We start from the raw sequence: 22,359 nt of genomic DNA, 5'->3' as shown, positions 1-22,359 counted from the left end.
ATGTCGTCGGCCTTCACTGCGGCAGTTCCACTCCCTCAAAGCTTTTGAACATCTCCGGTTGCGGCGGCGTCATCTGCAGGTAGAGGTCGATGTGCCGAATCCTGTCATCGTCGGTGAACTCGTATACCGACAGCGAATTGACCACGCTGCTGAAATCGCCTACTTCGCTGCGCTCCTCCAGCTCGAGGAACACCCGGCCGCCGGACTCCGTGATGTGTTTGAACGAGCACTCCCACTTCGACGACGTCGCCCAGTTGGTGAGGAATTCGACATAGTCCGGCCAGTTCATCACCTCTTTGAAGGCGCCGACTCGTTCGAACTCGCCGACGGCGACCAGTTCAGCCAGCGGCCCCCAACTGTCTGCCGAGAACCCCGGCTTCTTCGCCTCGTCGACAAGACGTTTCGTGACTTTGCAGTACTGCAGTACCGCGCGCGGTCGACCGGTGTGCGCGCCAATGACGTCCTCGACCTTGAGCAACACCTTCACACCGACACCCCGGCCTTCGCCAGGCAACGTTCGAGCGCCTCGACGTACTCCCCGGTGCCGTGGAAAGGACCATGCACTCCGATGGCGACGTCCAAGAAGGCGTTGTATTCGTCATTGACGTGGGTCTCCCAGCGCGTCAACTCCCCCACCTCGTTGGTCTCGATGAAGCTGTATGAGTAGAAGCCCATCCGGACACCGTCCTTGGTGTGGCCTTCCCATCGGGTCTTCATCACCACACCGTTTTCGGCCGGCCAGTATTTGAAGTCGGCGGGTTTCCAGTCCGGGAAGGTCAGCGAGTAGGCCTTGGCCTCCATCGTCGACGCGCGTGCGGTGTCCTCGGGGAACTCACTGAACTTGAACACCTGATCGCCGGTGAAATACGGCGATACGTAGATGCCGTCGACGGCGAATTTCCAAGCGTCGGCGAATGCTTCGCCGTCCTGGACTCCCTGGCGCAGGTAGGCGTCGCGGTAAGCCTCGGCCATCCGGCGGTGGTGGGCGATGCGTTCGTCGATGTTCATTGGACTTCCTCCCGGTTCACCGCACCATTGGCCATGTAGCGATCCACCACGGAGTGGTAGTGGCCGATGACGACTTCCTCTCTGACCAGCGACATGTGGTCGAGTCTGCTGTTGCGCAGTCCGAGTTGCTGTCGTGGCATCTGCTCGTAATCCTGTTGCAGCGCTTCGAAGTACTTGTAGCTGCCGGGCTCCTCGACTTCGGTCAGCGGGACCCTGAAGGCGTCACGGTGTTCCTGCGGCAGGTACATGTAACTGCTGACGTGCCAGATGCACCGGTTCGGGTCGCCGTCCGGATGGGGCACCGCCATGATGACGTGACATTCGCCGGCGCGGATCGTCATGAAGTAGTTGGGGAACAGCACCCAGCCCTGGTTGTCGCTCATCTGGTCGTCGGTAAGGCCACTGACGTCGAGACCCATGCCGGTCAGGGTGTCGCGGGTCGCCCGCTGAAGCAGCTTGCGCGCGGTGACGCCCTCAGGAAACTCGACCGAGCCGTCCGGCGCGCGGTATTCGTCGACCAGCTCCTGGAAGCGCGGGATGACCGCGACGGTCGAAGGAAAGGTGTCAGGCAGGTTCAGAATGCCCTCGATCTGCTTCTCTGCACTGGCACCCTTCACTTCGAACGGAGCAACCGCGACGCTGTGGTTTTCGAAGAACCGGTATCGGGCCGTCGTCGGATCGATCACGAGCACGGTGAGGAGTTGCGGGTGGATGCCGTTGATGTGGTAGCCCTCTTCGAAGGCGTCCATGACGACCTTCCAGTTGCACTCCAGGGGCTCTCGGACATTCATCACGGTGACCATGTCGTTGAGGTGGTATGGGGTGAGCAGTTCAATGACGTCGGGGCCAAGGAAGTCGCTGAGCGGCTGAGCATCTGGGTCCGGGTTGACGAAGATGAATCCACCGAAGGTGTCGACCGGCACTTCCAGGAGGGAGTTTTCGTTCTTGTCGATCGGGCCGGCGAGGTTCTCCCGCAGCATCCCGCGCAGCTTGCCATCCAGGTCGTATGACCAAAGGTGGTACTGGCACAGGAAGCCGCGCTTGGCGTTCCCGGCGGCGGCGTTGCACAGGATGTTTCCGCGATGACGACAGGCGTTGACGAATCCGCGCAGTTTCTCGTCCTTGCCGCGGACGATCACGAACGATTGGTTGAGGATCCGATATTGCTTCCAGTCACCCGCGTTCGGAAGCTCGTCGACTCGCCCGGCGATCTGCCATACCCGCATCCAGATGCGTTCGTGCTCCTGCTGGGCGTAGTCGCGCGACGTGTAACGGTCGGTCGAGATGGACATGTTGAAGGCTTCGAGGTCGTGTTGGTGGAGCCCCACACCTGCGTCGCGCTCCACCCACTGCCCCGGTCGTGTCACTTGGCTCATGCCGATCTCCTCATCGTGGCGACAGTCGGACGCGAGCGGACTGCGGCACGGCGTCCTGTGACGGGTGTCACCATATACATCACTGTATTAGATATACAAAAGTGTATTAAAGTGGCTCATGTCACACGTCGGGGCTCGCACCCCGCGGCCACTCGATCGAGACGTGGCGGCGGTAGGAGGGTGTTCCGGATCGTGGACGAGCGGTCAATACTGTTGTGCAACAGATCTTTTAGGTAGACCGCGCGGTATAAAAGGGCCGCAGGCGTGCTGCCGTGTGGGAGGATGAGCGGGTGGCGGAACGGTGGACGAGGGAACGACGCCTCGAACACACCCGCGGCCTGCTGTTGGATGCCGCGGAGGAGATCTTCGCGCGCAAGGGCCTGAGCGGCGCCGCGCTCGAGGACATCGCCGACGCGGCCGGATACACGCGCGGCGCGATCTACTCCCACTTCGGCGCGAAGGAAGAGTTGTTCCTTGCGGTCACTGACCGTCAACGGCAGCGGTTTCTCGACGGCTTCACCGAGGTCATCCAGTCCTTCCATCGGCTCGGCGACATCGATATCGACGAACTCGCCGAGCGGTGGAGCCAAGCCAGCAACGACCCGAACCGTGCCGCGCTCAACTACGAACTCACGTTGTTCTTGCTGCGAAGCCCGGAGGCCCGCGACCGGCTCGCCGCACAGCGATTGGAGACCGTCCGCTCGCTGGCCGATTTCATCGCCAAAAACGTAGCCAGACTGGGGGCGTCGCTCACGATGCCGGCCGATGCGCTGGCCCGCGTCATCCTTGCCGTCAACGACGGCGTCACCCTCGGCAGCCAACTCGACGGAGTGAATCTCTACCGCCCGTATCTGCAGCTGGTGGTGTCGGCGGTTGTGCCCGCCGGTGACTCGTCGTAACTAGAGTTCGGCCAGCGCGGGGCCCAGCTGTTCGAGTTGTTCGATGCTCGTGGCGAACTCGCCACCGATGGGCGGTAGCAGCGTGACGTGGTCCGCGCCCGCAGTCAGGTGCTCGTAGGCGCTGGCCGCGATATCCGCCGGATCGCCGTGAGCGACAAGCGCATTGACCAGCCGGTCGCTCACCCCTTCGATGTCGCCGGCCGAGTAACCGAGCTCCGCCAGCCGAGCCGCATAAGAGGGCGCGCCGAGCCGGGCCGACACCGCCTCCCGCGCGGCCTGGCTGTCGCGGGCCACAGACATCCCGACGACCAGAAGCTTGCCCGGTCCGAGCAACCGCCGGGCCCGCGCGGTGAAAACCGGTGGCAGTCCAGCCGGAAACGCCCCATCGGCGAGTTCGCCCGCCAGCGCAAGCATTTTCGGGCCGTTCGCGGCGACGATGCGGGCGTAAGTCGCATCGGGTGCCGGTGGCCAGGTCGGGCGGTACATCCGGTCCAGGTAGTCGCGCATCGTGACCAGCGCGCTGCCGAACTGTTGGCCGACGCTGGTTGCCTGCTGGGGATAACCCACGCCGAGTCCGAGCACGATGCGGCCCGGATACGCCTGTGCCAGTTGGGCGGCCGCGGAATGCATGGTCTGGGCCGCCCGAGCCCAGATGTTGGCGATACAGGTGCCGAACACCACCCGCTCACTGTCGGCCAGCAGTGTGGCGAGTTGTACCAAGGCGTCCTTACCGATGACCTCGTTGGTCCATACGGTGCGGTATCCGGCCCGCTCCAGCCGGCCAACCGCCTCTCGTTGCATCTCAATGGACGGCGAGCTGGTGAATGAGGCCGGCAAGCAAACGCCCATCGGCCCCAGCACCTTTCGTGCTTCATCGACCACAAATCCAGCCACGGCGTCGCTCACTCGCCGAAGTAATGGCCGGCGTCGAGGTCCTCGATCAACCCTGCGTGCTCGGGGTGCCAGTCGAGCACCTTCTGCGTCAGTGCATTCGACGTCGGGTTGTCCAAGGCGGCGAAAAGCGCGAGGAACCCGAAATGGCCGGCTTCTTCGGCCGGAATGCTCACTGCGGGCAGACCCAGATGACGGCCGATCACGGCGGCGATGTCGCGGAGCGACACACCCTCATCGGCCACCCCGTGCAAACGCGTTCCCGCGGGCGCGTTTTCGAGAGCCAGCCGGTAGAGGTGCGCGGCGTCGAGCGTGTGCACCGCGGGCCAGCGGTTGGCGCCGTCACCGATGTAGCCCGACACCCCGGTGTCGCGGGCGGTGTCGATCAGGTGGTTGGTGAAGCCGTGATGATCCAAGTTGCTGTGCACCAGCGGGGATAGGCGAACGACCGACGATCGCACACCGCGTTCGGCCAGCGCGATCACGGCGTTCTCCGAGTCGGCCCGCGGTCCGCCGGGCACCGTGTCCTGTTCGGTTCCGAGTCCGCCCTGCCCCAAGAGCGAGAGCAGGAGCGTCCCCGACGTGCTGACCAACGGCCGGTCGGACCCCACAAGTTCTTCGCCTATCGCTTGCACGGCGCGGAGATCCGTCTCGGCGGCGGCCGCGAAGTCGTCGAAATCGTGCCGGAAGGCGAGGTGGATGACACCGTCGGACGCAGCAGCGGCGGCCCGCAGGCCGTCGGGGTCGTCGAGGTCGCCCCGGTGCACGCCGACGCCCTTGGCCACGAGCGCCGCGGCGGACTCGTCGGAGCGGGCCAGGCCGGTGACGTGATGCCCGGCCTTCAAGAGTTCGTCGACGACTGCCGAACCGATGTGTCCGGTCGCGCCGGTCACAAAGACATGCATGGGTGGTCCCTTCACTTGCGTTGACTTTCGCGGTATCCAGTCAATGACCAAGCCGGGCCAGACGTCCAAGACCTATTCCGGATGGCGCGATACCAAAGACGCATCACGGCACTTCAGCCGGTAAACCAGAGCGCGGAGCGGGCTTCTTGACGGTTACACTGTTCGGCATGACCGAATCTGCATCGCAGGTGATCGACCTGGACCTGCGACTGGTCGGATACTTCGTGGTCGTGGCCGAGCAGCGGCACTTCGGTCGTGCCGCGAACGCGCTGCGAGTCGCGCAGCCGTCGCTGAGCAGGCAGATCCGCCGCCTCGAGCAGCAGCTCGGGGTCCGGCTGCTCGATCGCACACCGCAGGGCACTGGGCTCACGGGGGCCGGCGAGGTGTTCCTGCCCAGGGCCAAGGCGCTGCTGCGCTCGGCCGCGCAAGCGGCCGCGCAGGCCCGGGCCGCCGCCGAACCGAGCCGCATCACGATCGGGTACACGACGGGCATGATCGTCACTCCGGCGGTGCGCGAGATGCGCCGCGAGCACCCGGACGCTGAAGTGCAAGTCTCACACCTGAATTGGGGCGAGGCCCTTGATGCCTTGCTCGGCCATCGGGTGGACGCGGTAGTAACCCGGCTACCGTTTCCGACCGACGGGCTGCACGTGACTATCCTCTACGACGAGCCGCGAGTGCTGGCGCTATCCGTCGACCACCCCCTTGCGGGCCGGGATTTCGTGACACTCGACGACATCGCCGACGAGCCCATGCCGCGCGTGCGGAACTCCGACCCGGCGTGGAGTGCCTATTGGCGGATCGATCCTAGGCCCGGCGGTCGGCGCGCGCCCGATGGACCATTCATCGACGCACTCGAGGACAAGTTCGAAGTCATCGCCTCCGGGCAGGCGGTTGCCATCACGGCCGGCTTCCACGGCAGTGCCCTGCGGCCCGACATCACGACGGTCCCGCTGCAAGGCGTCGAGCCCTGCCATGTGGTTTTGGCGACTCGTGCCGGGGACCGCGGCCGGTTGGTAGCGGCCTTCCGCAAGCTCGCCGAGGCGCACCTCACGGGCCCGGTCAAGGCGTAGTCGCCGCCGGCAGGCTCCGGAGCGGCCTATTCGCTCAGCTCAGGCGGTGGCCGGTACTCGGGCTCGTAACCCGAAACGTGGATCGGACTCCCGACGAGGCGGAAATCGCCCGCAGCCACAACGATTTCGGGGGTCGCTTCTAGCGCCTCGGGCAGCGTCCTGACCGCAGCCGCCGGTACCCCCAGTGGACGCAGCCTACGTTCCCAATCGGCGGCGGTGTCGGTCGCCAGCATTGCGGTGACCACCGCGAGCACCTCGTCACGGCGGGACACCCGTTCGGCCATCGTCTCGAAGCCGCCGATACCCGCCTCGGTCGCGAACGATTTCCAGAAGCCGTCGTGCGTGATGAACAGCGCCAGATACCCGTCGGCGGTCGGGAAGAGTTGCGCCGGAACATAATACGAATGGGCACCGTAGGGCCTTCGCTGTGGTTCGACACCCTCGTTGAGGTAGGCGGAGGCGTGATAGTTGAGCTGCGACAGCATGACGTCGCGCAGCGAGACGTCCACTTGCCCGCCGGTGCCGGAGACGATTTTGGCCAACAGTCCCAGGGCCGCAGACATTCCGGTGGAGTTGTCGGCCGAGGAGTAACCGGGCAGCGTCGGCGGGCCATCCGGGTCACCGGTCAGTGCGGCGATCCCGAAGCCCGCCTGCACCACGTAGTCGAAAGCGGGATCGTCGCCGCCGTGCAGGCCGAACCCCGTGATCGCCACGCAGACGATCCGCTCGTTGTACCGGCCCAGCTGCTCATAGGTCAAGCCCAGCCGGCGGATCGCCGACGGCTTCAGGTTCACCAGCAGCGCATGGGATTCCGCTACCAGCTCACCCAGCCGTTGCTGTCCCATTTCGGAGTTGAGGTCCAGACAGATGCTGGCTTTGTTGCGGTTGAGGCTGGCGAAATAGCTGGGCCCTACCCCGCGCGAGATCTCCCCGCCGCGGGGCTCGATCTTGGTGACCTCGGCGCCCAGGTCGGCGAGCAACATCGTGGCGTACGGGCCCGCCAGCATGGTACCGACCTCGAGGATGCGTATCCCCTCGAGCGGTGCGGCGGATGTCGGCGTCAACGCAATTCCGTTGCGAGCGAGGCTATCATCTCGCGTGTCCGCCGTTTGGAGGCGACGAGCTCGTCACGGTTGTCGCCGATGGGCAGCAGCCGCACCGACAGATCGGTGACGCCGGCATCGGCGAAACGGCGCATCCGGGTAAGAATTGCCTCCGGGTCGCCGGCCGCGCACAGATCGCCGACATCGCGGGCGTCGCCGCGTTCGAGCAGGCGCTGGTAGTTGGGCGACACCTCGGCCTCGCCCAAGATGCGGTTTGCCCGCTCCTTGGCTTCGTCGACTTGCCCAGGCGCGCAGAGGCATACCGGGATGCCCGCGACGATTCGCGGTGCGGGCCGCCCGGCATCCGCGGCGGCCTTGGTGATCTTGGGTGCGATGTGGTCACCGATGGCCCGCTCGTCGGCCATCCACAACACGGTGCCGTCGGCGAGTTCACCGGCGATCTGCAGCATCACCGGCCCCAACGCAGCGACCAGAACCGGCATCGGGGTATCGGCCCCGATCGCCAGCGGATTGTGCACCGTGAACGAATCATTTTCGACGTCAACCGGTCCCGGTCCGGCGATTGCGGCGTTGAGCACCTGCAGGTAGTCGCGGGTGTAGGCGGCCGGCTTCTCATACGGGAGGCCGAGCATGTCCCGGATGATCCAGTGGTGCGACGGTCCGATACCCAGCGCCAACCGTCCGCCGGCCACGGCGTGCGTCGAGAGCGCTTGGCGGGCAAGGGCGATCGGATGCTGGGCCTGCAGCGGCACCACCGCGGTGCCCAGCTCGATGCGCGAGCTGTGCGCGGCCATCAGCGACACCATGGTCAGGCAGTCGAAGTCGTCGGGCACCTGCGGCATCCATGCGGTGTCCAGGCCCGCGGATTCGGCCCATTCGATGTCCGAGGCCAGCTTGTCCACCTTGCGGGCCATGTCGCCACGTTCGGCGCCGATCATTACTCCGACGCGCACTGATCCTCCACAACGGGTTCGGGGGTGCCGGTCAATGCGCGGATCTCACGCACGAGGACATCGAGCGATGTCCCGGTCGGGAATACCGCGGCGGCACCGGTGGCAAGCAGCTTGGGCACGTCGGCGTGCGGGATCGTTCCCCCGACCACGACCGCGATGTCCGCGGCGTCGGCGGCACGCAGTGCCTCGACGGTGCGCGCGGTGAGCGCCAGGTGAGCACCGGACAGGATGCTCAGGCCGACGACCGCCACGTCCTCCTGTACGGCGATCGAAGCGATGTCCTCGATGCGCTGCCGGATGCCGGTGTAGATCACCTCGAAGCCGGCATCGCGCAGCGTGCGGGCGACGATCTTGGCGCCGCGGTCGTGTCCGTCCAGGCCCGGCTTGGCGACCAGAATCCGGGCGGCCACTAGAACACCACCGGTTGCTGGAATTCGCCCCACACCGCCTTGAGCGCGGAGACCATTTCACCGACCGTGCAGTATGCGTTGGCGCAGTCGACCAGCCTGTGCATCAGATTGTCGTCTCCTTCGGCGGCCCGCGATAGTGCCGCGAGACTGGATTTGACAGCGGCCGAATCCCTTTCGGCCTTCACCTTCGAGAGTCGCTTGAGCTGGAGATCGCGGCCCTCGGCGTCCAGTTCGTACGTCACGACATCCGGTTCGGGCTCCTCGGTGACGAACCGGTTGACCCCGACGACGGGCCGGGCACCGGATTCGATGTCCTGATGCACCCGGTAGGCCTCGTCGGCGATCAGGCCCTGCAGGTAGCCGTCCTCGATGGCATGGACCATTCCGCCGTGCCGCTCCAGGTCATCCATGATCTCGATGATGCGAGCCTCGGTGGCGTCGGTCAGCGCCTCGACAAAGTAGGAGCCGCCGAGCGGGTCCGCGACGCTGGCCACGCCGGTCTCGTGGGCCAGGATCTGCTGGGTGCGCAGAGCCAGTGTCGTGGTTTCCTCGGTGGGCAAGGCGAACGGCTCATCCCAGGCCGCGGTGAACATCGACTGGACGCCGCCCAGCACCGCGGCCATCGCCTCGTAGGCCACCCGAACGATGTTGTTGTGGGCCTGCGGCGCGTACAGCGATGCGCCACCACACACGCAGCCGAAGCGGAACATCGCCGCCTTGGCCGTCGTCGCCCCGTAACGGTCCTGCACGATCGTTGCCCAACGCCTCCGCCCCGCTCGGTATTTGGCGATCTCCTCGAAGAAGTCCCCATGGGTGTAGAAGAAGAACGAGATCTGCGGTGCGAACTGGTCGATGGTCATCCGGCCGCGTTCCACCACGGTGTCGCAGTAGGTCACCCCGTCGGCCAGGGTGAACGCCATCTCTTGCACCGCGTTGGCCCCAGCGTCGCGAAAGTGCGCGCCCGCCACCGAAATCGCGTTGAATCGCGGCACCTCGGCCGCGCAGAATTCGATGGTGTCGGCAATCAGCCGCAGCGACGGCTCCGGCGGCCAAATCCACGTGCCGCGGGACGCGTACTCCTTGAGGATGTCGTTCTGGATGGTCCCGGTGAGCTTCGCCCGCGGTATCCCTTTTTTCTCGGCCGCGGCGACGTAGAACGCCAGCAGGATCGCCGCCGTCCCGTTGATCGTCATGCTCGTGCTGAGCTTGTCCAACGGAATGCCGTCGAACAGGATCTCGAAGTCGGCCAGGGTATCCACCGCGACGCCGACCCGGCCGACCTCCTCGCCGAACTCGGGATCGTCGGAGTCGTATCCGCACTGCGTCGGCAGGTCCAGCGCGACCGACAGCCCGGTCCCGCCTTGCTCCAGCAGGTAGCGGTACCGGCGGTTGGATTCCTCGGCGGTGCCGAATCCCGAGTACTGCCTGAAGGTCCAGAGCTTGCCGCGGTAGCCGGACGCGAAGTTACCCCGGGTGAACGGGAACTCACCGGGCGCCGGAGGCGACGCCTTAACGTCCCCCGGGCCGTACACCGGCGCAAGCGGAATGCCGGATGGTGTCTGAGCAGCGTTATCCATCGATGAATAACGTACTTGCAAAAAAAGAGAATGCCAATACCACATACCTGAGCTGGGGAAACAAGCGCAGATCGGCGGTGTTCCGGGGCCCCGATCGGGCTTTGACCCGCCTATGGCCGGCAGAGAATTTCGCCGTGTGGGATCGACAGCCAGCCATCGGGCGCCGCGGCCCATGCGCGCCACGCCGCGGAGATCTCCTCGAGTTGCGCCGCCGTGGCCAGAGCCAGATCCAGCAGGTCTTGCGCGACCCGCGAGTGCAGTATCCGATCGGCCCACATGCCACCCCACCATTCGCGCGTCGCCGGCGTCGCGTAGCACCACACGCTGCCCGTCGGCGTCACGTCGGCGAAGCCCGCCTGCTGGGCCCAAGACAGCAACCGCCGCCCCGCATCGGGTTCGCCGCGGTTCGCACGAGCGGCGCGCTGGTACAGCTCGCGCCACAGCTCCAGCGCCGGCAACTGCGGGAACCAGATGAATCCCGCGTAGTCGGCGTCCCGGACCGCCACGACACCGCCGGGTGCGCACACCCGTTTCATCTCCCGCAGTGCCCCTACCGGGTCGGCGATATGTTGCAGCACCTGGTGTGCGTGCACGATGTCGAATGCGCCGTCCGGAAAGTCGAGCCGGTGCACGTCGGCGGTCGCGAACGACACGTTCGACAGGCCACGCTGCTGGACCTCGGTGCGGGCGACATCAAGCACGTCGGCCGACTGGTCGACGGCCGTCACCTGTCCCGGTGCGACGCGGGCGGCCAGGTCAGCGGTGATCGTCCCGGGCCCGCAGCCGATATCCAGCACCGACGAGCCGGACTTCAGGTGGGGCAGCAGGTACGCCGCCGAGTCCTCCGCGGTGCGCCGCTGGTGGCTGCGGAGCACCGACTCGTGGTGCCCGTGGGTGTAGGTGGCCCCGCGTTCGTCGGTCATGCCTGAAGCGTAGCCGGTAATCCATAATATGGAACCACTATCTCACGATATGAGACTAATCCACTGGAACGTTGAGGATCGGGCGGTCGACCGCGGCGCCGGGACCATCGAAGTGCCACCACTCCCCGGAGTACGGGGCGAGCCCGCCGTACTTCATGGCGTCCCGCAGCGCCGCCCGGTTCGCCTGCGCGTCTGTGCTGACCCCCTGAGTTGCGAAAGCGTTTGCGCGCGAAGAGAAATCATCGAAGTCGGTGCCCATGTCGGCCAAGCAGAGCCCGTCCGCGTGCAGCCCGGACGCGCAAGGCTGCTGAGTCGTCGTCAACGTCACGTCGACTGAGCGCCCCGACTCGTGGCTGTGCGCATACTGCCCGGGCCGGGCGACCCACGCCGGGTTGGGCACGACGTTGAACATCTTGACCTGGACGTCGTGGGGCCGGTAGCAGTCCCAGAACACGAGCAGGTGCCCCTGCGGGCGCAGCGCCGTGGCGGCCGCCGCCAGCCCGGGGGCCATCGATTGATGCACCAGGCATCGGGCGTCGGAGGGGTACAGCTGTGTGTGCGTGAAGTTGTTGGTCGTCGCGTAGCGCAGGTCGATGACGGCGTCCGAGACGACGCTGCGGACGTCGACGAATCCCGCCGCGCGCGCCGCATCGCTTACCGGCGGGACATCGGGACTCGCGTGGGCGGTCCCCATCCCGGAGACCGCGACCGCTAGCGCAAGGGCGGAGCGCAAGTGACGCATCTGGTCATTGTCGCGGTTGGCCGCGCCGAGTCGCGTTATCTGCTAGGAGATGTCGCCCTCGACGTAGCGTTGCAAGTTCGGCGCCATCGCCGCCACCACCTCGTCCTCGGGCATCGACGCGATCGGCTCCATCCTCCAGACGTAGCGCAATAATGCGAAGCCGATCAGCTGGGTGGCGATCAAGCCGCTGCGCCGCAATCGTTCGTCCTCGTCTGCGCCCAGCGTGGAACCGCCGATCAGTCCGCGTTCGACGATCAGCCGCAGCTTGTCTCGGGTCTTGTCTTCATGGGCGGCGGTCAGCACCACCGCCCGCAGGATCGGCCCGACTTCCTCATCGGTCCAGGTGTCCAGCACGGTGCGGATCAATTGCCGACCCAGGTCGGCCTTGGGCGTCGCCCACGTCGCGGCCACCGCATCGAGCCACTTCTGCGGCGGCGTGGTGGCGGCATCGAGCAAACCCTCCTTGGAGCCGAAATAGTGATAGATCAGCGCCGGGTCGACGTCCGCGGTCCGGGCGACGGCACGGATGGCCGTGCCGGCCCAGCCATGTTCGGCGAATTCGTCGCGGGCAGCGGCCAGGATGCGCGCCGCCAGCACGCCGCGCTCGTCGCGCGGGCCGGGGGTGATCGATCGCTGCGGCACCGTCCCACCATACCCGAAGTTTCATCTTGCGTTGAGACTAGTTTCAACGTAGCGTGAAACTATGACCACGCTCAACGGCCCGCAGACCACCGGTCGGGAATACCGGAACCTCAGCGAGCCGCGGTACGCGTCGCGCACCGACATCAATACCGCGATCAGAATGCGGGACGGCGCAATGCTTTTGGCCGACGTTCACCGGCCCGATGCCGACGGCCGGTTCCCGGCGCTGTTGGCCGCCTCGCCCTATCCGCGGCAGATGCAGGACCTCGGCGCCCCGGCGGGTTTCATCGAGGCCGGTAAAACGGACTTCTGGGTGCCACGCGGCTACGTGCACGTCATCGCCAACCTCCGCGGCACCTGCGGCTCCGAGGGCACATTCAACTTCTTCGACGCGCAGGAGCGCCAGGATGTGCATGACCTGGTGGAGTGGACCGCGGCTCAGCCGTGGTGCGACGGAAACGTCGGCATGATCGGCATCAGTTATTTCGCGATGACCCAGCTCGAGGCGGCCGTCGAGCGGCCGCCACACCTCAAAGCGATCTTTCCCCTTGCCGTGACGAGTGACCTGTACGAGGGCGCCAACCACCACGGGCTGTTGAGTTCGTCGTTCATCACCCCGTTTCTCGCCATGATGGGCCTGACCTCCGACCGCAGCGACAAGCTGTGGCGCAGCAAGCCAGTCGGGTTGGCGCGGCGGGTCCTCAACAGTCCGGGCGTACACAAGAAGTTCGAAACCATGAACGGCGAGGCGGCGGTCACCATGCTGCGCCAATTGCTCAGGCTGCCACACAATCCCCACCCGTGGGACGAACTATGGCAAGAGGCGGTGGTCAAGCACCCGACGCGCGACGAGTGGTGGGAAGAACGAAACCTCTTGCCACTGCTCAAGAAAATCGACATCCCGGTCTACTTGGGGTGTGACTGGCAGAACGTGCCGCTGCACCTCCCATCGACCTTCGCCGCCTGGAACGCGTTGTCGGACAACGCGTGTGTGCGAATGGGGATGCTCGGCGAGTTCGGGCTGACCTGGCCATGGGAAAGCATGCACACCGAGGCATTGGCCTGGTATGACCACTGGTTGAAGGGCCGCGACACCGGGATCACCGAAGGGCCGGCGATCCGCTACTTCTTGCCCGGCGCCGACGAGTGGCGAACAGCCAACTCCTGGCCGCCGAAGGCATTGCATCGCGAGCTGGCCCTGCGCGCAGACGGCGGTTTGGACGTCGACGAGGGCGAGCCGGGCGGTCGCGAGTTCATGGTGCTGGGGTCGGGCCTGGGCCGCGTCAAAGCCAGCGAGATCGATCCGCCGTCGCTGTTGGTGTGGACCAGCGCGCCGCTGAGCCAGGACGTCGATGTGGTCGGCGATATCGAGCTGCGGCTGGTGGCCTCGGCGACGGCGATGGATACCGCCTGGATCGCGACGCTGCAGGACGTGGCGCCCGACGGGAAAACGACCGACGTGACCGCGGGCTGGTTGCGCGCCAGCTTGCGGGAGGTCGACGACGCGTCCAGCCGGCCCGGTGCGCCGGTGCTACCCTGCCGCACGCCGCAAGCGGTGCCCCCGGGAGAGGATGTCGAGTATCGAATCCCGTTGGTTCCCAATGCACGCCGGTTCAAGGCGGACCAACGCATTCGGCTGACGCTCACCAGCGACGACCAAAACCCCTCGACGCCGGCAATCATGAACTTCCGGCATGCCAGCGTCGGCACCTCTAGCCTGAACACCGTGCGCTCGTCGTCGCGGTTGTTGATTCCGGTGCTCGGTCCACCGGGGTGAATTCGATGTGCAACTCGGTAAGCCCGCGCAGCAGGAAGATGGGCTCATAGCGGTACTGGCGGTGGCCCGCGGGGCCGTGCTTGGCCGAACTGATCACCATGTCGCGCGTCCGGTCGAGGAGACGGCTGATGGTGATCCGTCCCCTCCACGCGCCGCGGCACGACCGGTCATGCCTGACTGCGACGAACACTTCGCGGAGGATCTGGGTCTCATCTTGACCGGTGTCGTGTACGGGGCGTTGGGTCAGTTTGCGGCTGCGTCCATCGAGATCACCGACATAGTGCCGACGATCGAGCGGGCCGTGTACTGGCTGACCAAGGCGCACCAAAGCGCGTGCAGTCACCAGTAATGGCCGTAGCGCGGGCAGGTATCGAACTTGATCCGGCACATCCCTTTTGGAGTACGAGATATCAGCGGAGACTGCGAAGGATCGGTTGATTGTGCATGGCGGCCAGGGCCGGGATCGAACCCCAGGCTTGCGCATGTCAGGTGAGAGGACAACCCATGGCACTTACGTTGGACCAAGCCCGCTGGGTCTACGACCGGATCGGCCGCATGCAGGATTGGCAAGGGTTCTATGAAGACGCGACCACCGAACGGTTGGTGGCCGAGGCGGCCCTGGCTGGAGACCAGACAATTTTCGAGTTCGGCTGCGGCACTGGCCGGTTCGCTGCGAACCTCCTGACCTCGCTGCCCGACAGTGTCAATTACCTCGGCGTGGACATCAGCCCGGTCATGGTCAACCTAGCTACCCGTCGGCTCCGAGCCTGGGCCGATCGGGCCGAGGTGGTGTTGGTCGACGGTACACTGCCGTTACCGGCTGATGACGGGTTCGCCGACCGTGTGTTTTCCGCCTTCGTATTCGACCTCCTCGACGTGCACTATGCCCGCGAAGTGCTTCATGACCTGCGGCGCATCCTCACCCCCGAAGGCCGGCTTTGCCTCGCCAGCCTCGCCCACGGCGATCGGCCGCTCGAACGCGCCGTATCACAAGTTTGGACCGGCCTCTGGCGCATGGCACCGCAAGTAGTCGGCGGGTGTCGCCCTATCAGCCTGTCCACCCTGCTGGGCGACGAATGGCAGGTCCAGCATCACTCACGTGTGCATCGCTTCGGGCTCGTCACCGACGTCGTGATCGCAGCACGCAACTCAGAACAACCGTGATCGCGTGTCCGCGCGAAGACGTGTGAAGCAGGATCGGGCGCTCTTCTAGCTGCTTGTGATGGCCGAAATAGTGCCGCGAAGCTCAAGATTGGTGGCCAGGGGCGGGATCGAACCGCCGACCTTCCGCTTTTCAGGCGGACGCTCGTACCGACTGAGCTACCTGGCCGGAAGGCATGTAGTGCCTCGCCGAGTTGGCGACCCTGACGGGACTCGAACCCGCGACCTCCGCCGTGACAGGGCGGCGCGCTAACCAACTGCGCCACAGGGCCTTGCTGCTGCTCCGCGTCACCGCGTCGCGTACCCCCAACGGGATTCGAACCCGTGCTACCGCCGTGAAAGGGCGGCGTCCTAGGCCACTAGACGATGGGGGCCAGAACCGAATCACTCCGGGGTACTCGCAACGTGGTTTCGTTAGGAGCCACGTCAGCTTAGGTCACTGTGTGCCCAATCCTCAAACGAGCCGGCTTTCGGGCCCAAGTATCCTGAATCTCCGCGGCCCCTATAGCTCAGTTGGTAGAGCTACGGACTTTTAATCCGCAGGTCCTAGGTTCGAGTCCTAGTGGGGGCACCAAAGCGTTTGTTGGCCGCGGTCGACGGCGCTCAGCGCCCGAGCACCGCGCTGCTGTAGGTGACATCGGCAAAGGCTTGGGCGACCTCATCGTCGGCGTAGACAAAGCCGTTGGCCGCGTGCAAGTCCGCGACCGTCTGCGACGACGTCCGCCAGCCGCGCTGGTCGAGGTGGTCGACGATGTGGCTGCGCTCGCCGTGATAGACGAGGTCGTTGAAGTCGACCTCGAAGCCGAGCTCGCTCATCCGGTCGTGGTGTGCCCGCCAGCGCGGGTCGGCGAAAACGGCGGTGTCAGGAACGAAGTCGAAGGCCAGGCGGCTGCCGGGGGCGCTCAGCGCGGTGATGTTGTCGAACAGCGCGTCCTGGGCCGCTTCGGGCAAATACACCAATAGACCCTCGGCACTCCACGCGGAGGGAGCCTGCGGATCGAATCCGGCATCGCGCAACGCGGTGGCCCAATCGTCACGCAGATCGACGGCCACGGTGCGGCGCTCGGCGGTCGGCTCGGCGCCCAGATCGTCCAGGGTCAGCGTCTTGAACTCGATGACCTCCGGCATGTCGACCTCGTAGACGACGGTGCCCGCCGGCCACGGCAGGCGGTAGGCGCGCGCGTCCAGCCCCGACGCGAGGATCACCGCCTGGCCGATTCCGCTCCGCGTTGCGTCCAGGAAGAAGTCATCGTAAAACCTTGTGCGACAAGCCATCCCTCGCGCCATCCGGTGCGGATCGAACTCGGAAGCCCCGCCGGCCGGGATCTCGCCGTTCACCAGCCGGACGTAGACGTCGATCCCGACGGCCCGCACGAGCGGCGCCGCATAGGGGTCGTCGATCAGGTTCGCGTCGGAGGACAGGGCCCGCTGGGCGGCGACCATCGTCGCCGTCGCGCCCACGCTCGTCGCCAGATCCCAACGATCACGATCGGTGCGCGCCATGGTGCTCCCTCATCCCGACAAATTAAATAGACAATCTAGTCAGTATCACAGGACTGATCCCCAAGGCCCGCGGGACTACCCTCCGGCCTATGACCGACTTCGCCCAGCGGACGATCGACCTAGCCCGGCGCAACGTCGCGGAGGGTGGTCGCCCGTTCGCGACCGTGATCGTCAAAGACGGGGAAGTCCTCGCCGAGAGCGCCAACAAAGTGGCACAGACGAGCGACCCGACCGCCCACGCGGAAATCCTGGCCATCCGGGAGGCGTGCATGAAGCTGGGCACCGAGCACCTGGTCGACTGCACGATCTACGTGATGGCGCATCCGTGTCCGATGTGCCTCGGCTCGCTGTACTACTGCTCACCCAAGGAAGTCGTCTTCCTTATTACCCGCGAGGCCTACGAGCGGTACTACCTCGACGACCGGAGGTACTTCGAGGTGTCCACCTTCTACGACGAATTCGCCAAGAGTTGGGACCGGCGACGCCTGCCCATGCGCTACCAGCCACAAGAGAGCGCGGTGGACGTCTACCGGCTCTGGAACGAGCGCAACGGGGGTCAGCGCCGGTCCACGGTTGTCCCGTCACCCTAGAAAGGCAGCCGTTGGCAGCGCCGCCGAACTTGAATATTATTTGCGTATGCATGCAGATAGTAGCGAAGGCCGGCTGCCGGACGATCAGGCGAGTCTGGTGGTCGAGGTCTTCCGGATGCTGGCCGACGCCACCCGCGTGCAGGTGCTCTGGTCGCTGACCGACCGCGAGATGTCGGTCAACGAACTCGCCGAGCACGTGGGCAAGCCGGCGCCGTCGGTCTCCCAGCACCTGGCGAAGCTGCGGATGGCGCGCCTGGTCCGCACCCGCCGGGAGGGAACGACCATCTTCTACAGCCTCGAGAACGACCACGTCCGTCAGCTCGTCATGGACGCGGTCTTCAACGCCGAGCACGCGGGTCCGGGCGTGCCCGGTCATCACCGCACGGACGGCGGACTGAAGGCCGTCGCCGAATCAGCGCCCCACCAGGCCGGCGGGACAGCGGCACCAAGTGAATAAGAGATCGGCACACCGCATTTGACCCAAGGAGTAGCACCATGACCGAGCAGCACACCCATGAAGCGCCGCACGCGCACGAACACGAGCACGGCGACGTCACTCATGCGCACGCGCACACCGCGCACGAGCACGAGCACGTCCAGCACGAGCACTCCCACGGCCACGCCGACGGCACCGAGCACAGTCATAAGCACGTGCACCAGGCGGGCCTGGAGGACGTTCACGGTCACCCGCACTAGAGGGCACTAAACCCGAGGGCAGTAGTGCTTTGGATCGCCGCGCAATTCCTGCGGCGGCAGATTGCGTGCCGGTGTCTGCGGCAGCGGCGCGTCGGGGGGGATGCGCCCGGATGCGCGGTCGAGGCCGGCGCGGGCCCGCGGGTGCTTGCGATACCTGGGCGGTACAAACGCGAAGATCAGCCGCACCAGGTTGCCGAAGCGCCGGTGCAACCACTCGTCGCGGTCGGTCCACTGAAAGCCCAACCGTTCGCGAACGGCTGGGTGATACAAGCCGACTGTGAGCCAGACGAAGAACGGCCGCGACAGCTTGGTCAGGCCGCCCCACAGCCAATCGGGGAGCCACGGAGCGATCGGCAGCTTGTCATATATGGTCAGATCGAGCACGGCCCGCGTCGCGTAATTGTCCTCTAACACGTTGCGGCACATGTGGTCCCAGTAGACCTGAAACGCTTCCCAGGTCTCTGGCACCGGACGCATGCTCATGCCGTACATCCGGTACCACTGAATGTGTTCGTCGAAGAGTTGGCGCTTTTCTGCTTCGGTCAGACCACCGCCGAACCGTTCGGCCACCAGGATTGTGCCCATGAAGAACGTGCTGTGTGCCCAATAAAAGACGTCGGGATTGAGTGCGTGGTACCGCCGCCCTTGGTCATCCACACCCTTGATGTCGGTGTGGTAGTCGCGGACCTCGGCGCCCGTCGTCGGAGCGCGGTCTCCATCGAAGACCACCCCGCCGATCGGGTACAGCGACCGCATCACCCGCGGCAACGGTTCGGTGAAGAACGTCGAGTGTTGCTCCACAGCGGCGCCCAACTGCGGGTGCATGTTCTGCATGGATCCCGCGAACGGGCCCTGCAGCATGCCGCGCCAGTCGCCGAAGTACCGCCAGGTCAGCGATTCGGGGCCGAGCGGGACTGGTGGCGCGTCGTAACCCAGGGGCGACACCGGGCAGCCGCCGGCTACACCCGCCGACGCGTCCGCGGTGGTTGAAGCGCCGCGCGCGACGTCGCTGTTCAGCGGGCGGGGTCCGGACGTATGTTGAGGCACTGGGTTCCTGTAGGTATCTGTAAAACTGACTACATGCGTTGTCAGTTTCAAGCTTAGGAGCGATGTGCAGTCCGGTCAACGACGGGGCCGGTGGACCGGCGTTCCCCTGGGGGATCGCCTTGCCCGCCGCCGCGACGACCTCATCGCCGCCGGTGTGCAATTGCTCGGCAGCGACAGTCGACCGGCGTTGACCGTGCGTGCCGTGTGCCGCAAGGCGGCGCTGACCGAACGCTACTTCTACGAAAGCTTCTCGGATCGAGACGAATTCGTGCGCGCGGTCTACGACGACGTATGTACGCGCGCAATGAATACGCTCACCTCGGCGAACACCCCGCGGGAGGCCGTCGAAAAGTTCGTCGAGCTGATGGTCGACGACCCGGTCCGCGGGCGGGTGTTGTTGCTGGCACCGGCGGTCGAGCCGGTGTTGACGCGCTCGGGTGCGGAGTGGATGCCCAACTTCATCGAACTGCTGCAGCGCAAGTTGTCGCGGATCGGCGATCCCGTGCTGCAGAAGATGATCGCCACCAGCCTGGTCGGTGGCCTGTCCAGCCTGTTCACCGCATACCTGAACGGACAGCTCGGCGCGACGCGCAAACAATTCATCGATTACTGCGTCGACATCCTGTACACCACGGCGGCCCCGTACGTGCCCGCGCCGGACCTGGGGTAAGTGCGACTAACTGTTTATCGGCCGTGGCGCGGCGGCAACTCAATAAAACGTGAACTTGATGGCCCCGAGAAGAGCAAAATATGGCATCTAACCGTTACCGCGGGGAGCGGCCAGGCAGCTTGATGCTACTGATGTACACAGATATATTGACTGCTACCCGTCGACACAGATAACTGGAGGCCTTATGTCAGCCGAGCTGACACACCTACAGCTGCTGCACGAGCTCGAACCGTTCGTCGAGACCTACCTCAACCGGCACGAGAGCATGCATAAGGACTGGAACCCGCACGACTACATCCCGTGGTCAGACGGCAAGAACTTCTACGCGCTCGGGGGTCAGGACTGGGAACCCGAGCAGAGCAAGCTATCCGACCTCGCCCAGGTGGCGATGGTGCAGAACCTGATGACGGAAGACAACCTCCCCTCGTACCACCGCGAGATCGCGATGAACTTCGGCCTGGACGGCCCCTGGGGCCAGTGGGTCAACCGGTGGACCGCCGAGGAGAACCGGCACGGGATCGCGCTGCGCGATTACCTGGTGGTGACTCGCGCGGTGGATCCGATCGAGCTGGAGAAGCTGCGCGTCGAGGTGGTGAACCGGGGCTTCAGCCCGGGCCAGAACCAGCAGATTCGAGCCGACCTGTTTGCCGAAAGCCTGTTCGACTCGGTCATCTACGTGACGTTCCAGGAGCTGGCCACCCGGATCTCCCACCGCAACACCGGCAAGGCGTGCAACGAGACGATCGCCGACCAGCTGCTGGCCAAGATCTCGGCCGACGAAAACCTGCACATGATCTTCTACCGCGATGTCAGCGACGCCGGGTTCAGCGCAGCGCCCAACCAGGCGATGAAGTCGCTGCACAAGGTGCTGCGCAACTTCCAGATGCCGGGCTACCAGGTACCCGAGTTCCGCCGGAAGGCTGTCCTCATCGCCGTGGGCGGCGTGTACGACCCGCGCATCCACCTCGACGACGTGGTCATGCCGGTGCTGAAGAAGTGGCGCATCTTCGAGCGTGAGGACTTCACCGGAGAGGCGGCCGCCATGCGCGACGACCTTGCGCTGCTGATCAAGGAGCTCGAGCAAACCTGCGAGAAGTTCGAGATCTCGAAGCAGCGCCAGCTCGACCGGGAAGCCCGCACCGGCAAGAGGACCACCGCGTTCGAGCTGCACCAGACCGCGGGCACGCTGAGCATGAGCCGGCGGTAACCACGCCGTGCGCATCGGGCCCATCGCACTTGCCAGCCCGGTGGTGCTGGCACCGATGGCGGGCGTAACCAACGTCGCCTTTCGGACCCTGTGTCGTGAACTAGAGCAGTCGAAGGTCGGCACGGTCAGCGGCCTCTATGTCTGCGAGATGGTGACGGCGCGCGCGCTCGTCGAGCGGCATCCGGTCACCATGCACATGACCACCTTCGCGCCCGACGAGTCGCCACGCTCGTTGCAGCTCTACACCGTCGATCCGGCGACCACGTACGCCGCGGCCAAGATGATCGCCGACGAGGGCTTGGCCGACCACATCGACATGAACTTCGGCTGTCCGGTGCCCAAGGTCACCAAACGCGGCGGCGGCGCCGCCCTGCCGTACAAGCGGCGGCTGTTCGGGCAGATCGTCGCGGCGGCCGTGCGCGCAACCGAAGGCACCGACATCCCGGTGACCGTCAAATTCCGCGTCGGCATCGACGACGAGCACCACACGCACCTCGATGCCGGCCGCATCGCCGAAATGGAGGGTGCCGCCGCGGTCGCGCTGCACGCCCGCACGGCGGCGCAGCGCTACTCGGGCATCGCAGATTGGGAGCAGATCGCCCTGCTCAAGCAACACGTGCGGACGATTCCAGTGCTGGGCAACGGCGACATCTATGACGCCAGCGACGCCCTGACGATGATGGCCAGCACCGGATGCGACGGCGTCGTGATCGGGCGCGGCTGCCTGGGCCGGCCCTGGCTTTTCGCCGAGCTGTCGGCCGCGTTCACCGACAGCCCAGCCCCCATGCCGCCCACGTTGGGCGAGGTTGCCGACATCGTCCGCCGGCACGGGCAGCTGCTGGCCGCGCACTTCGGCGAGGACAAGGGGATGCGCGACATCCGCAAGCACATCGGCTGGTACCTGCACGGCTTCCCGGCCGGCTCGGAGCTGCGCCGAGCCCTGGCGATGGTCAAGACGCTCGACGAACTCGATTCGCTGCTAAACCAATTGGACGGCACCGTGCCCTTCCCGGACGCGGCGAGCGGCCCGCGGGGCAGGCAGGGCTCACCCGCCCGGGTGGCGCTGCCCGAAGGCTGGCTCACCGACCCGGACGACTGCACCGTGCCGGCCGGCGCCGACGTGATGCACTCCGGAGGCTGATCGACCGCGCGAAATCGCGTCCGGACAGATAACTCAGTACGATGTGGACCTTGCTGCATTGCGCGTTGCTGCGGCGGATCGGTAACGCGCCGCCGCCCGAGCGC

General features: G+C 65.7%; 25 protein-coding genes, 4 tRNA genes and 1 pseudogene. 12 read left to right on the top strand and 18 right to left on the bottom strand.

Annotated features, from left to right (window positions below; all coding sequences use genetic code 11):
* Positions 1-13 precede the first annotated feature (13 nt).
* The 3 genes from A5758_RS01110 to A5758_RS01100 are packed head-to-tail and all read right to left on the bottom strand — an operon-like array spanning position 14 to position 2,384.
* Positions 14-487: a hypothetical protein gene (locus A5758_RS01110; RefSeq protein ID WP_082939523.1), complete on the bottom strand. Its 474-nt coding sequence runs from the start codon at positions 485-487 to the stop codon at positions 14-16.
* Positions 484-1,008 (bottom strand): hypothetical protein, encoded by a 525-nt coding sequence (locus tag A5758_RS01105; protein WP_067735296.1) that lies wholly within the window; start codon positions 1,006-1,008, stop codon positions 484-486. The genes A5758_RS01110 and A5758_RS01105 overlap by 4 nt, the downstream gene beginning before the upstream one ends.
* The gene (locus tag A5758_RS01100; protein ID WP_067735293.1) at positions 1,005-2,384 is read right to left on the bottom strand and encodes an SRPBCC family protein; all 1,380 of its coding nucleotides are present in this window, start codon (positions 2,382-2,384) and stop codon (positions 1,005-1,007) included. The genes A5758_RS01105 and A5758_RS01100 overlap by 4 nt, the downstream gene beginning before the upstream one ends.
* 290 nt (positions 2,385-2,674) lie before the next feature.
* On the opposite strand from A5758_RS01100, the gene A5758_RS01095 reads away from it, so the two are divergent.
* On the top strand, positions 2,675-3,283 hold the full coding sequence (locus tag A5758_RS01095) for a TetR/AcrR family transcriptional regulator (RefSeq protein ID WP_067203152.1): 609 nt from the start codon (positions 2,675-2,677) through the stop codon (positions 3,281-3,283).
* Here the strand turns inward: A5758_RS01095 and A5758_RS01090 are convergent, their stop codons facing one another.
* Both A5758_RS01090 and A5758_RS01085 read right to left on the bottom strand, forming a co-directional pair.
* Entirely contained in the window at positions 3,284-4,132 is an 849-nt protein-coding gene (locus A5758_RS01090) for an LLM class flavin-dependent oxidoreductase (protein WP_082939543.1), read from the bottom strand. It abuts the gene before it with no gap.
* A 53-nt stretch (positions 4,133-4,185) separates the two neighbouring features.
* Positions 4,186-5,079: an SDR family oxidoreductase gene (locus A5758_RS01085; protein WP_067203154.1), complete on the bottom strand. Its 894-nt coding sequence runs from the start codon at positions 5,077-5,079 to the stop codon at positions 4,186-4,188.
* 167 nt (positions 5,080-5,246) lie between these two features.
* Between A5758_RS01085 and A5758_RS01080 the strand changes: the two genes are divergently transcribed.
* Entirely contained in the window at positions 5,247-6,152 is a 906-nt protein-coding gene (locus A5758_RS01080) for a LysR family transcriptional regulator (RefSeq protein ID WP_067202942.1), read from the top strand.
* A gap of 26 nt (positions 6,153-6,178) precedes the next feature.
* Here A5758_RS01080 and A5758_RS01075 read toward each other — a convergent pair whose 3' ends face one another.
* From A5758_RS01075 to A5758_RS01045, 7 genes are all read right to left on the bottom strand, one after another.
* Positions 6,179-7,216 carry a CaiB/BaiF CoA-transferase family protein gene (locus tag A5758_RS01075; protein WP_067735286.1) on the bottom strand — a complete coding sequence of 346 codons (1,038 nt, stop codon included), beginning with the start codon at positions 7,214-7,216 and terminating at the stop codon, positions 6,179-6,181.
* Positions 7,213-8,169 carry an LLM class F420-dependent oxidoreductase gene (locus A5758_RS01070; RefSeq protein WP_067202947.1) on the bottom strand — a complete coding sequence of 319 codons (957 nt, stop codon included), beginning with the start codon at positions 8,167-8,169 and terminating at the stop codon, positions 7,213-7,215. The genes A5758_RS01075 and A5758_RS01070 overlap by 4 nt, the downstream gene beginning before the upstream one ends.
* Complete coding sequence (locus tag A5758_RS01065) at positions 8,154-8,579, bottom strand: cobalamin-dependent protein (protein WP_067202949.1); 426 nt, start codon at positions 8,577-8,579, stop codon at positions 8,154-8,156. The genes A5758_RS01070 and A5758_RS01065 overlap by 16 nt, the downstream gene beginning before the upstream one ends.
* Complete coding sequence (locus A5758_RS01060) at positions 8,579-10,156, bottom strand: methylmalonyl-CoA mutase family protein (RefSeq protein ID WP_067202952.1); 1,578 nt, start codon at positions 10,154-10,156, stop codon at positions 8,579-8,581. The genes A5758_RS01065 and A5758_RS01060 overlap by 1 nt, the downstream gene beginning before the upstream one ends.
* A gap of 110 nt (positions 10,157-10,266) precedes the next feature.
* The gene (locus A5758_RS01055) at positions 10,267-11,079 is read right to left on the bottom strand and encodes a class I SAM-dependent methyltransferase (RefSeq protein ID WP_067735283.1); all 813 of its coding nucleotides are present in this window, start codon (positions 11,077-11,079) and stop codon (positions 10,267-10,269) included.
* 55 nt (positions 11,080-11,134) lie between these two features.
* Positions 11,135-11,773 carry a M15 family metallopeptidase gene (locus A5758_RS01050; protein ID WP_231987200.1) on the bottom strand — a complete coding sequence of 213 codons (639 nt, stop codon included), beginning with the start codon at positions 11,771-11,773 and terminating at the stop codon, positions 11,135-11,137.
* Between the two features lie 90 nt (positions 11,774-11,863).
* Positions 11,864-12,463, bottom strand: a complete 600-nt coding sequence (locus A5758_RS01045) for a TetR family transcriptional regulator (RefSeq protein ID WP_067735277.1) — start codon at positions 12,461-12,463, stop codon at positions 11,864-11,866.
* A gap of 61 nt (positions 12,464-12,524) precedes the next feature.
* On the opposite strand from A5758_RS01045, the gene A5758_RS01040 reads away from it, so the two are divergent.
* Positions 12,525-14,240 (top strand): CocE/NonD family hydrolase, encoded by a 1,716-nt coding sequence (locus tag A5758_RS01040; RefSeq protein WP_067735274.1) that lies wholly within the window; start codon positions 12,525-12,527, stop codon positions 14,238-14,240.
* On the opposite strand, the pseudogene A5758_RS26145 reads toward A5758_RS01040, so the two are convergent.
* Positions 14,176-14,439 (bottom strand): annotated as a pseudogene (locus tag A5758_RS26145) (hypothetical protein); the annotation flags it as partial. The gene A5758_RS01040 and the pseudogene A5758_RS26145 overlap by 65 nt on opposite strands.
* Between A5758_RS26145 and A5758_RS24900 the strand changes: the two are divergent.
* Together A5758_RS24900 and A5758_RS01030 are read left to right on the top strand one after the other, a co-directional pair.
* Positions 14,410-14,589: a hypothetical protein gene (locus A5758_RS24900; RefSeq protein WP_231987194.1), complete on the top strand. Its 180-nt coding sequence runs from the start codon at positions 14,410-14,412 to the stop codon at positions 14,587-14,589. The pseudogene A5758_RS26145 and the gene A5758_RS24900 sit on opposite strands and share 30 nt — an antisense overlap.
* Positions 14,590-14,744: 155 nt before the next feature.
* The gene (locus tag A5758_RS01030) at positions 14,745-15,404 is read left to right on the top strand and encodes a class I SAM-dependent methyltransferase (protein ID WP_067735269.1); all 660 of its coding nucleotides are present in this window, start codon (positions 14,745-14,747) and stop codon (positions 15,402-15,404) included.
* Between the two features lie 89 nt (positions 15,405-15,493).
* Here the strand turns inward: A5758_RS01030 and A5758_RS01025 are convergent.
* The 3 genes from A5758_RS01025 to A5758_RS01015 all read right to left on the bottom strand — a co-directional run bounded on the left by A5758_RS01025 (position 15,494) and on the right by A5758_RS01015 (position 15,775).
* Positions 15,494-15,570 (bottom strand) — tRNA-Phe (locus A5758_RS01025).
* A gap of 26 nt (positions 15,571-15,596) precedes the next feature.
* Positions 15,597-15,673 (bottom strand) — tRNA-Asp (locus A5758_RS01020).
* Between the two features lie 29 nt (positions 15,674-15,702).
* A tRNA-Glu gene (locus A5758_RS01015) sits at positions 15,703-15,775 on the bottom strand.
* A gap of 124 nt (positions 15,776-15,899) precedes the next feature.
* Between A5758_RS01015 and A5758_RS01010 the strand changes: the two genes are divergently transcribed.
* Positions 15,900-15,975 (top strand) — tRNA-Lys (locus tag A5758_RS01010).
* A 29-nt stretch (positions 15,976-16,004) separates the two neighbouring features.
* On the opposite strand, the gene A5758_RS01005 is transcribed toward A5758_RS01010, so the two are convergent.
* Positions 16,005-16,904 carry a class I SAM-dependent methyltransferase gene (locus A5758_RS01005; RefSeq protein WP_067735266.1) on the bottom strand — a complete coding sequence of 300 codons (900 nt, stop codon included), beginning with the start codon at positions 16,902-16,904 and terminating at the stop codon, positions 16,005-16,007.
* Between the two features lie 89 nt (positions 16,905-16,993).
* On the opposite strand from A5758_RS01005, the gene A5758_RS01000 reads away from it, so the two are divergent.
* Genes A5758_RS01000 through A5758_RS00990 form a run of 3 tightly spaced genes read left to right on the top strand, consistent with a single transcriptional unit; the run spans position 16,994 to position 18,190 of the window.
* Positions 16,994-17,494 carry a nucleoside deaminase gene (locus A5758_RS01000; protein ID WP_067735261.1) on the top strand — a complete coding sequence of 167 codons (501 nt, stop codon included), beginning with the start codon at positions 16,994-16,996 and terminating at the stop codon, positions 17,492-17,494.
* Between the two features lie 46 nt (positions 17,495-17,540).
* The gene (locus tag A5758_RS00995; protein ID WP_067202975.1) at positions 17,541-17,951 is read left to right on the top strand and encodes a metalloregulator ArsR/SmtB family transcription factor; all 411 of its coding nucleotides are present in this window, start codon (positions 17,541-17,543) and stop codon (positions 17,949-17,951) included.
* A gap of 38 nt (positions 17,952-17,989) precedes the next feature.
* Positions 17,990-18,190, top strand: a complete 201-nt coding sequence (locus A5758_RS00990; RefSeq protein ID WP_067735258.1) for a zinc transporter Slc39a7 — start codon at positions 17,990-17,992, stop codon at positions 18,188-18,190.
* A gap of 6 nt (positions 18,191-18,196) precedes the next feature.
* Here the strand turns inward: A5758_RS00990 and A5758_RS00985 are convergent, their stop codons facing one another.
* Positions 18,197-19,207, bottom strand: a complete 1,011-nt coding sequence (locus A5758_RS00985) for an oxygenase MpaB family protein (RefSeq protein ID WP_067203157.1) — start codon at positions 19,205-19,207, stop codon at positions 18,197-18,199.
* 94 nt (positions 19,208-19,301) lie between these two features.
* Here A5758_RS00985 and A5758_RS00980 point away from each other — a divergent pair, with 94 nt between their 5' ends.
* The 3 genes from A5758_RS00980 (at position 19,302) to dusB (ending at position 22,255) form a co-directional block, all read left to right on the top strand.
* Positions 19,302-19,907, top strand: coding sequence for a TetR/AcrR family transcriptional regulator (locus A5758_RS00980; protein ID WP_067202978.1), 606 nt, complete (start codon positions 19,302-19,304; stop codon positions 19,905-19,907).
* A gap of 184 nt (positions 19,908-20,091) precedes the next feature.
* On the top strand, positions 20,092-21,114 hold the full coding sequence (locus A5758_RS00975; protein WP_067202980.1) for an acyl-ACP desaturase: 1,023 nt from the start codon (positions 20,092-20,094) through the stop codon (positions 21,112-21,114).
* Positions 21,115-21,121: 7 nt separating this feature from the next.
* Positions 21,122-22,255, top strand: a complete 1,134-nt coding sequence (gene dusB / locus A5758_RS00970) for a tRNA dihydrouridine synthase DusB (RefSeq protein WP_067735257.1) — start codon at positions 21,122-21,124, stop codon at positions 22,253-22,255.
* Positions 22,256-22,359: the final 104 nt, after the last annotated feature.

Source organism: Mycobacterium sp. 852014-50255_SCH5639931 (assembly GCF_001665605.1).
Taxonomy (GTDB): Bacteria; Actinomycetota; Actinomycetes; order Mycobacteriales; family Mycobacteriaceae; genus Mycobacterium; species Mycobacterium paraffinicum.
The sequence above is the reverse complement of the archived record's forward strand: the minus strand, read 5'-3'. Positions and strand labels throughout refer to the sequence as shown.

Bases quoted from the DNA above. Each gene is read 5' to 3' on its own strand.
- A5758_RS01105 (WP_067735296.1), bottom strand. From the start codon at position 1,008: ATGAACATCGACGAACGCATCGCCCACCACCGCCGGATGGCCGAGGCT.
- A5758_RS01100 (WP_067735293.1), bottom strand. From the start codon at position 2,384: ATGAGCCAAGTGACACGACCGGGGCAGTGGGTGGAGCGCGACGCAGGT.
- A5758_RS01090 (WP_082939543.1), bottom strand. From the start codon at position 4,132: ATGGGCGTTTGCTTGCCGGCCTCATTCACCAGCTCGCCGTCCATTGAG.
- A5758_RS01085 (WP_067203154.1), bottom strand. From the start codon at position 5,079: ATGCATGTCTTTGTGACCGGCGCGACCGGACACATCGGTTCGGCAGTC.
- A5758_RS01080 (WP_067202942.1), top strand. From the start codon at position 5,247: ATGACCGAATCTGCATCGCAGGTGATCGACCTGGACCTGCGACTGGTC.
- A5758_RS01060 (WP_067202952.1), bottom strand. From the start codon at position 10,156: ATGGATAACGCTGCTCAGACACCATCCGGCATTCCGCTTGCGCCGGTG.
- A5758_RS01055 (WP_067735283.1), bottom strand. From the start codon at position 11,079: ATGACCGACGAACGCGGGGCCACCTACACCCACGGGCACCACGAGTCG.
- A5758_RS01050 (WP_231987200.1), bottom strand. From the start codon at position 11,773: ATGGGGACCGCCCACGCGAGTCCCGATGTCCCGCCGGTAAGCGATGCG.
- A5758_RS01040 (WP_067735274.1), top strand. From the start codon at position 12,525: ATGACCACGCTCAACGGCCCGCAGACCACCGGTCGGGAATACCGGAAC.
- A5758_RS24900 (WP_231987194.1), top strand. From the start codon at position 14,410: ATGCCTGACTGCGACGAACACTTCGCGGAGGATCTGGGTCTCATCTTG.
- A5758_RS01030 (WP_067735269.1), top strand. From the start codon at position 14,745: ATGGCACTTACGTTGGACCAAGCCCGCTGGGTCTACGACCGGATCGGC.
- A5758_RS01005 (WP_067735266.1), bottom strand. From the start codon at position 16,904: ATGGCGCGCACCGATCGTGATCGTTGGGATCTGGCGACGAGCGTGGGC.
- A5758_RS01000 (WP_067735261.1), top strand. From the start codon at position 16,994: ATGACCGACTTCGCCCAGCGGACGATCGACCTAGCCCGGCGCAACGTC.
- A5758_RS00995 (WP_067202975.1), top strand. From the start codon at position 17,541: ATGCATGCAGATAGTAGCGAAGGCCGGCTGCCGGACGATCAGGCGAGT.
- A5758_RS00990 (WP_067735258.1), top strand. From the start codon at position 17,990: ATGACCGAGCAGCACACCCATGAAGCGCCGCACGCGCACGAACACGAG.
- A5758_RS00975 (WP_067202980.1), top strand. From the start codon at position 20,092: ATGTCAGCCGAGCTGACACACCTACAGCTGCTGCACGAGCTCGAACCG.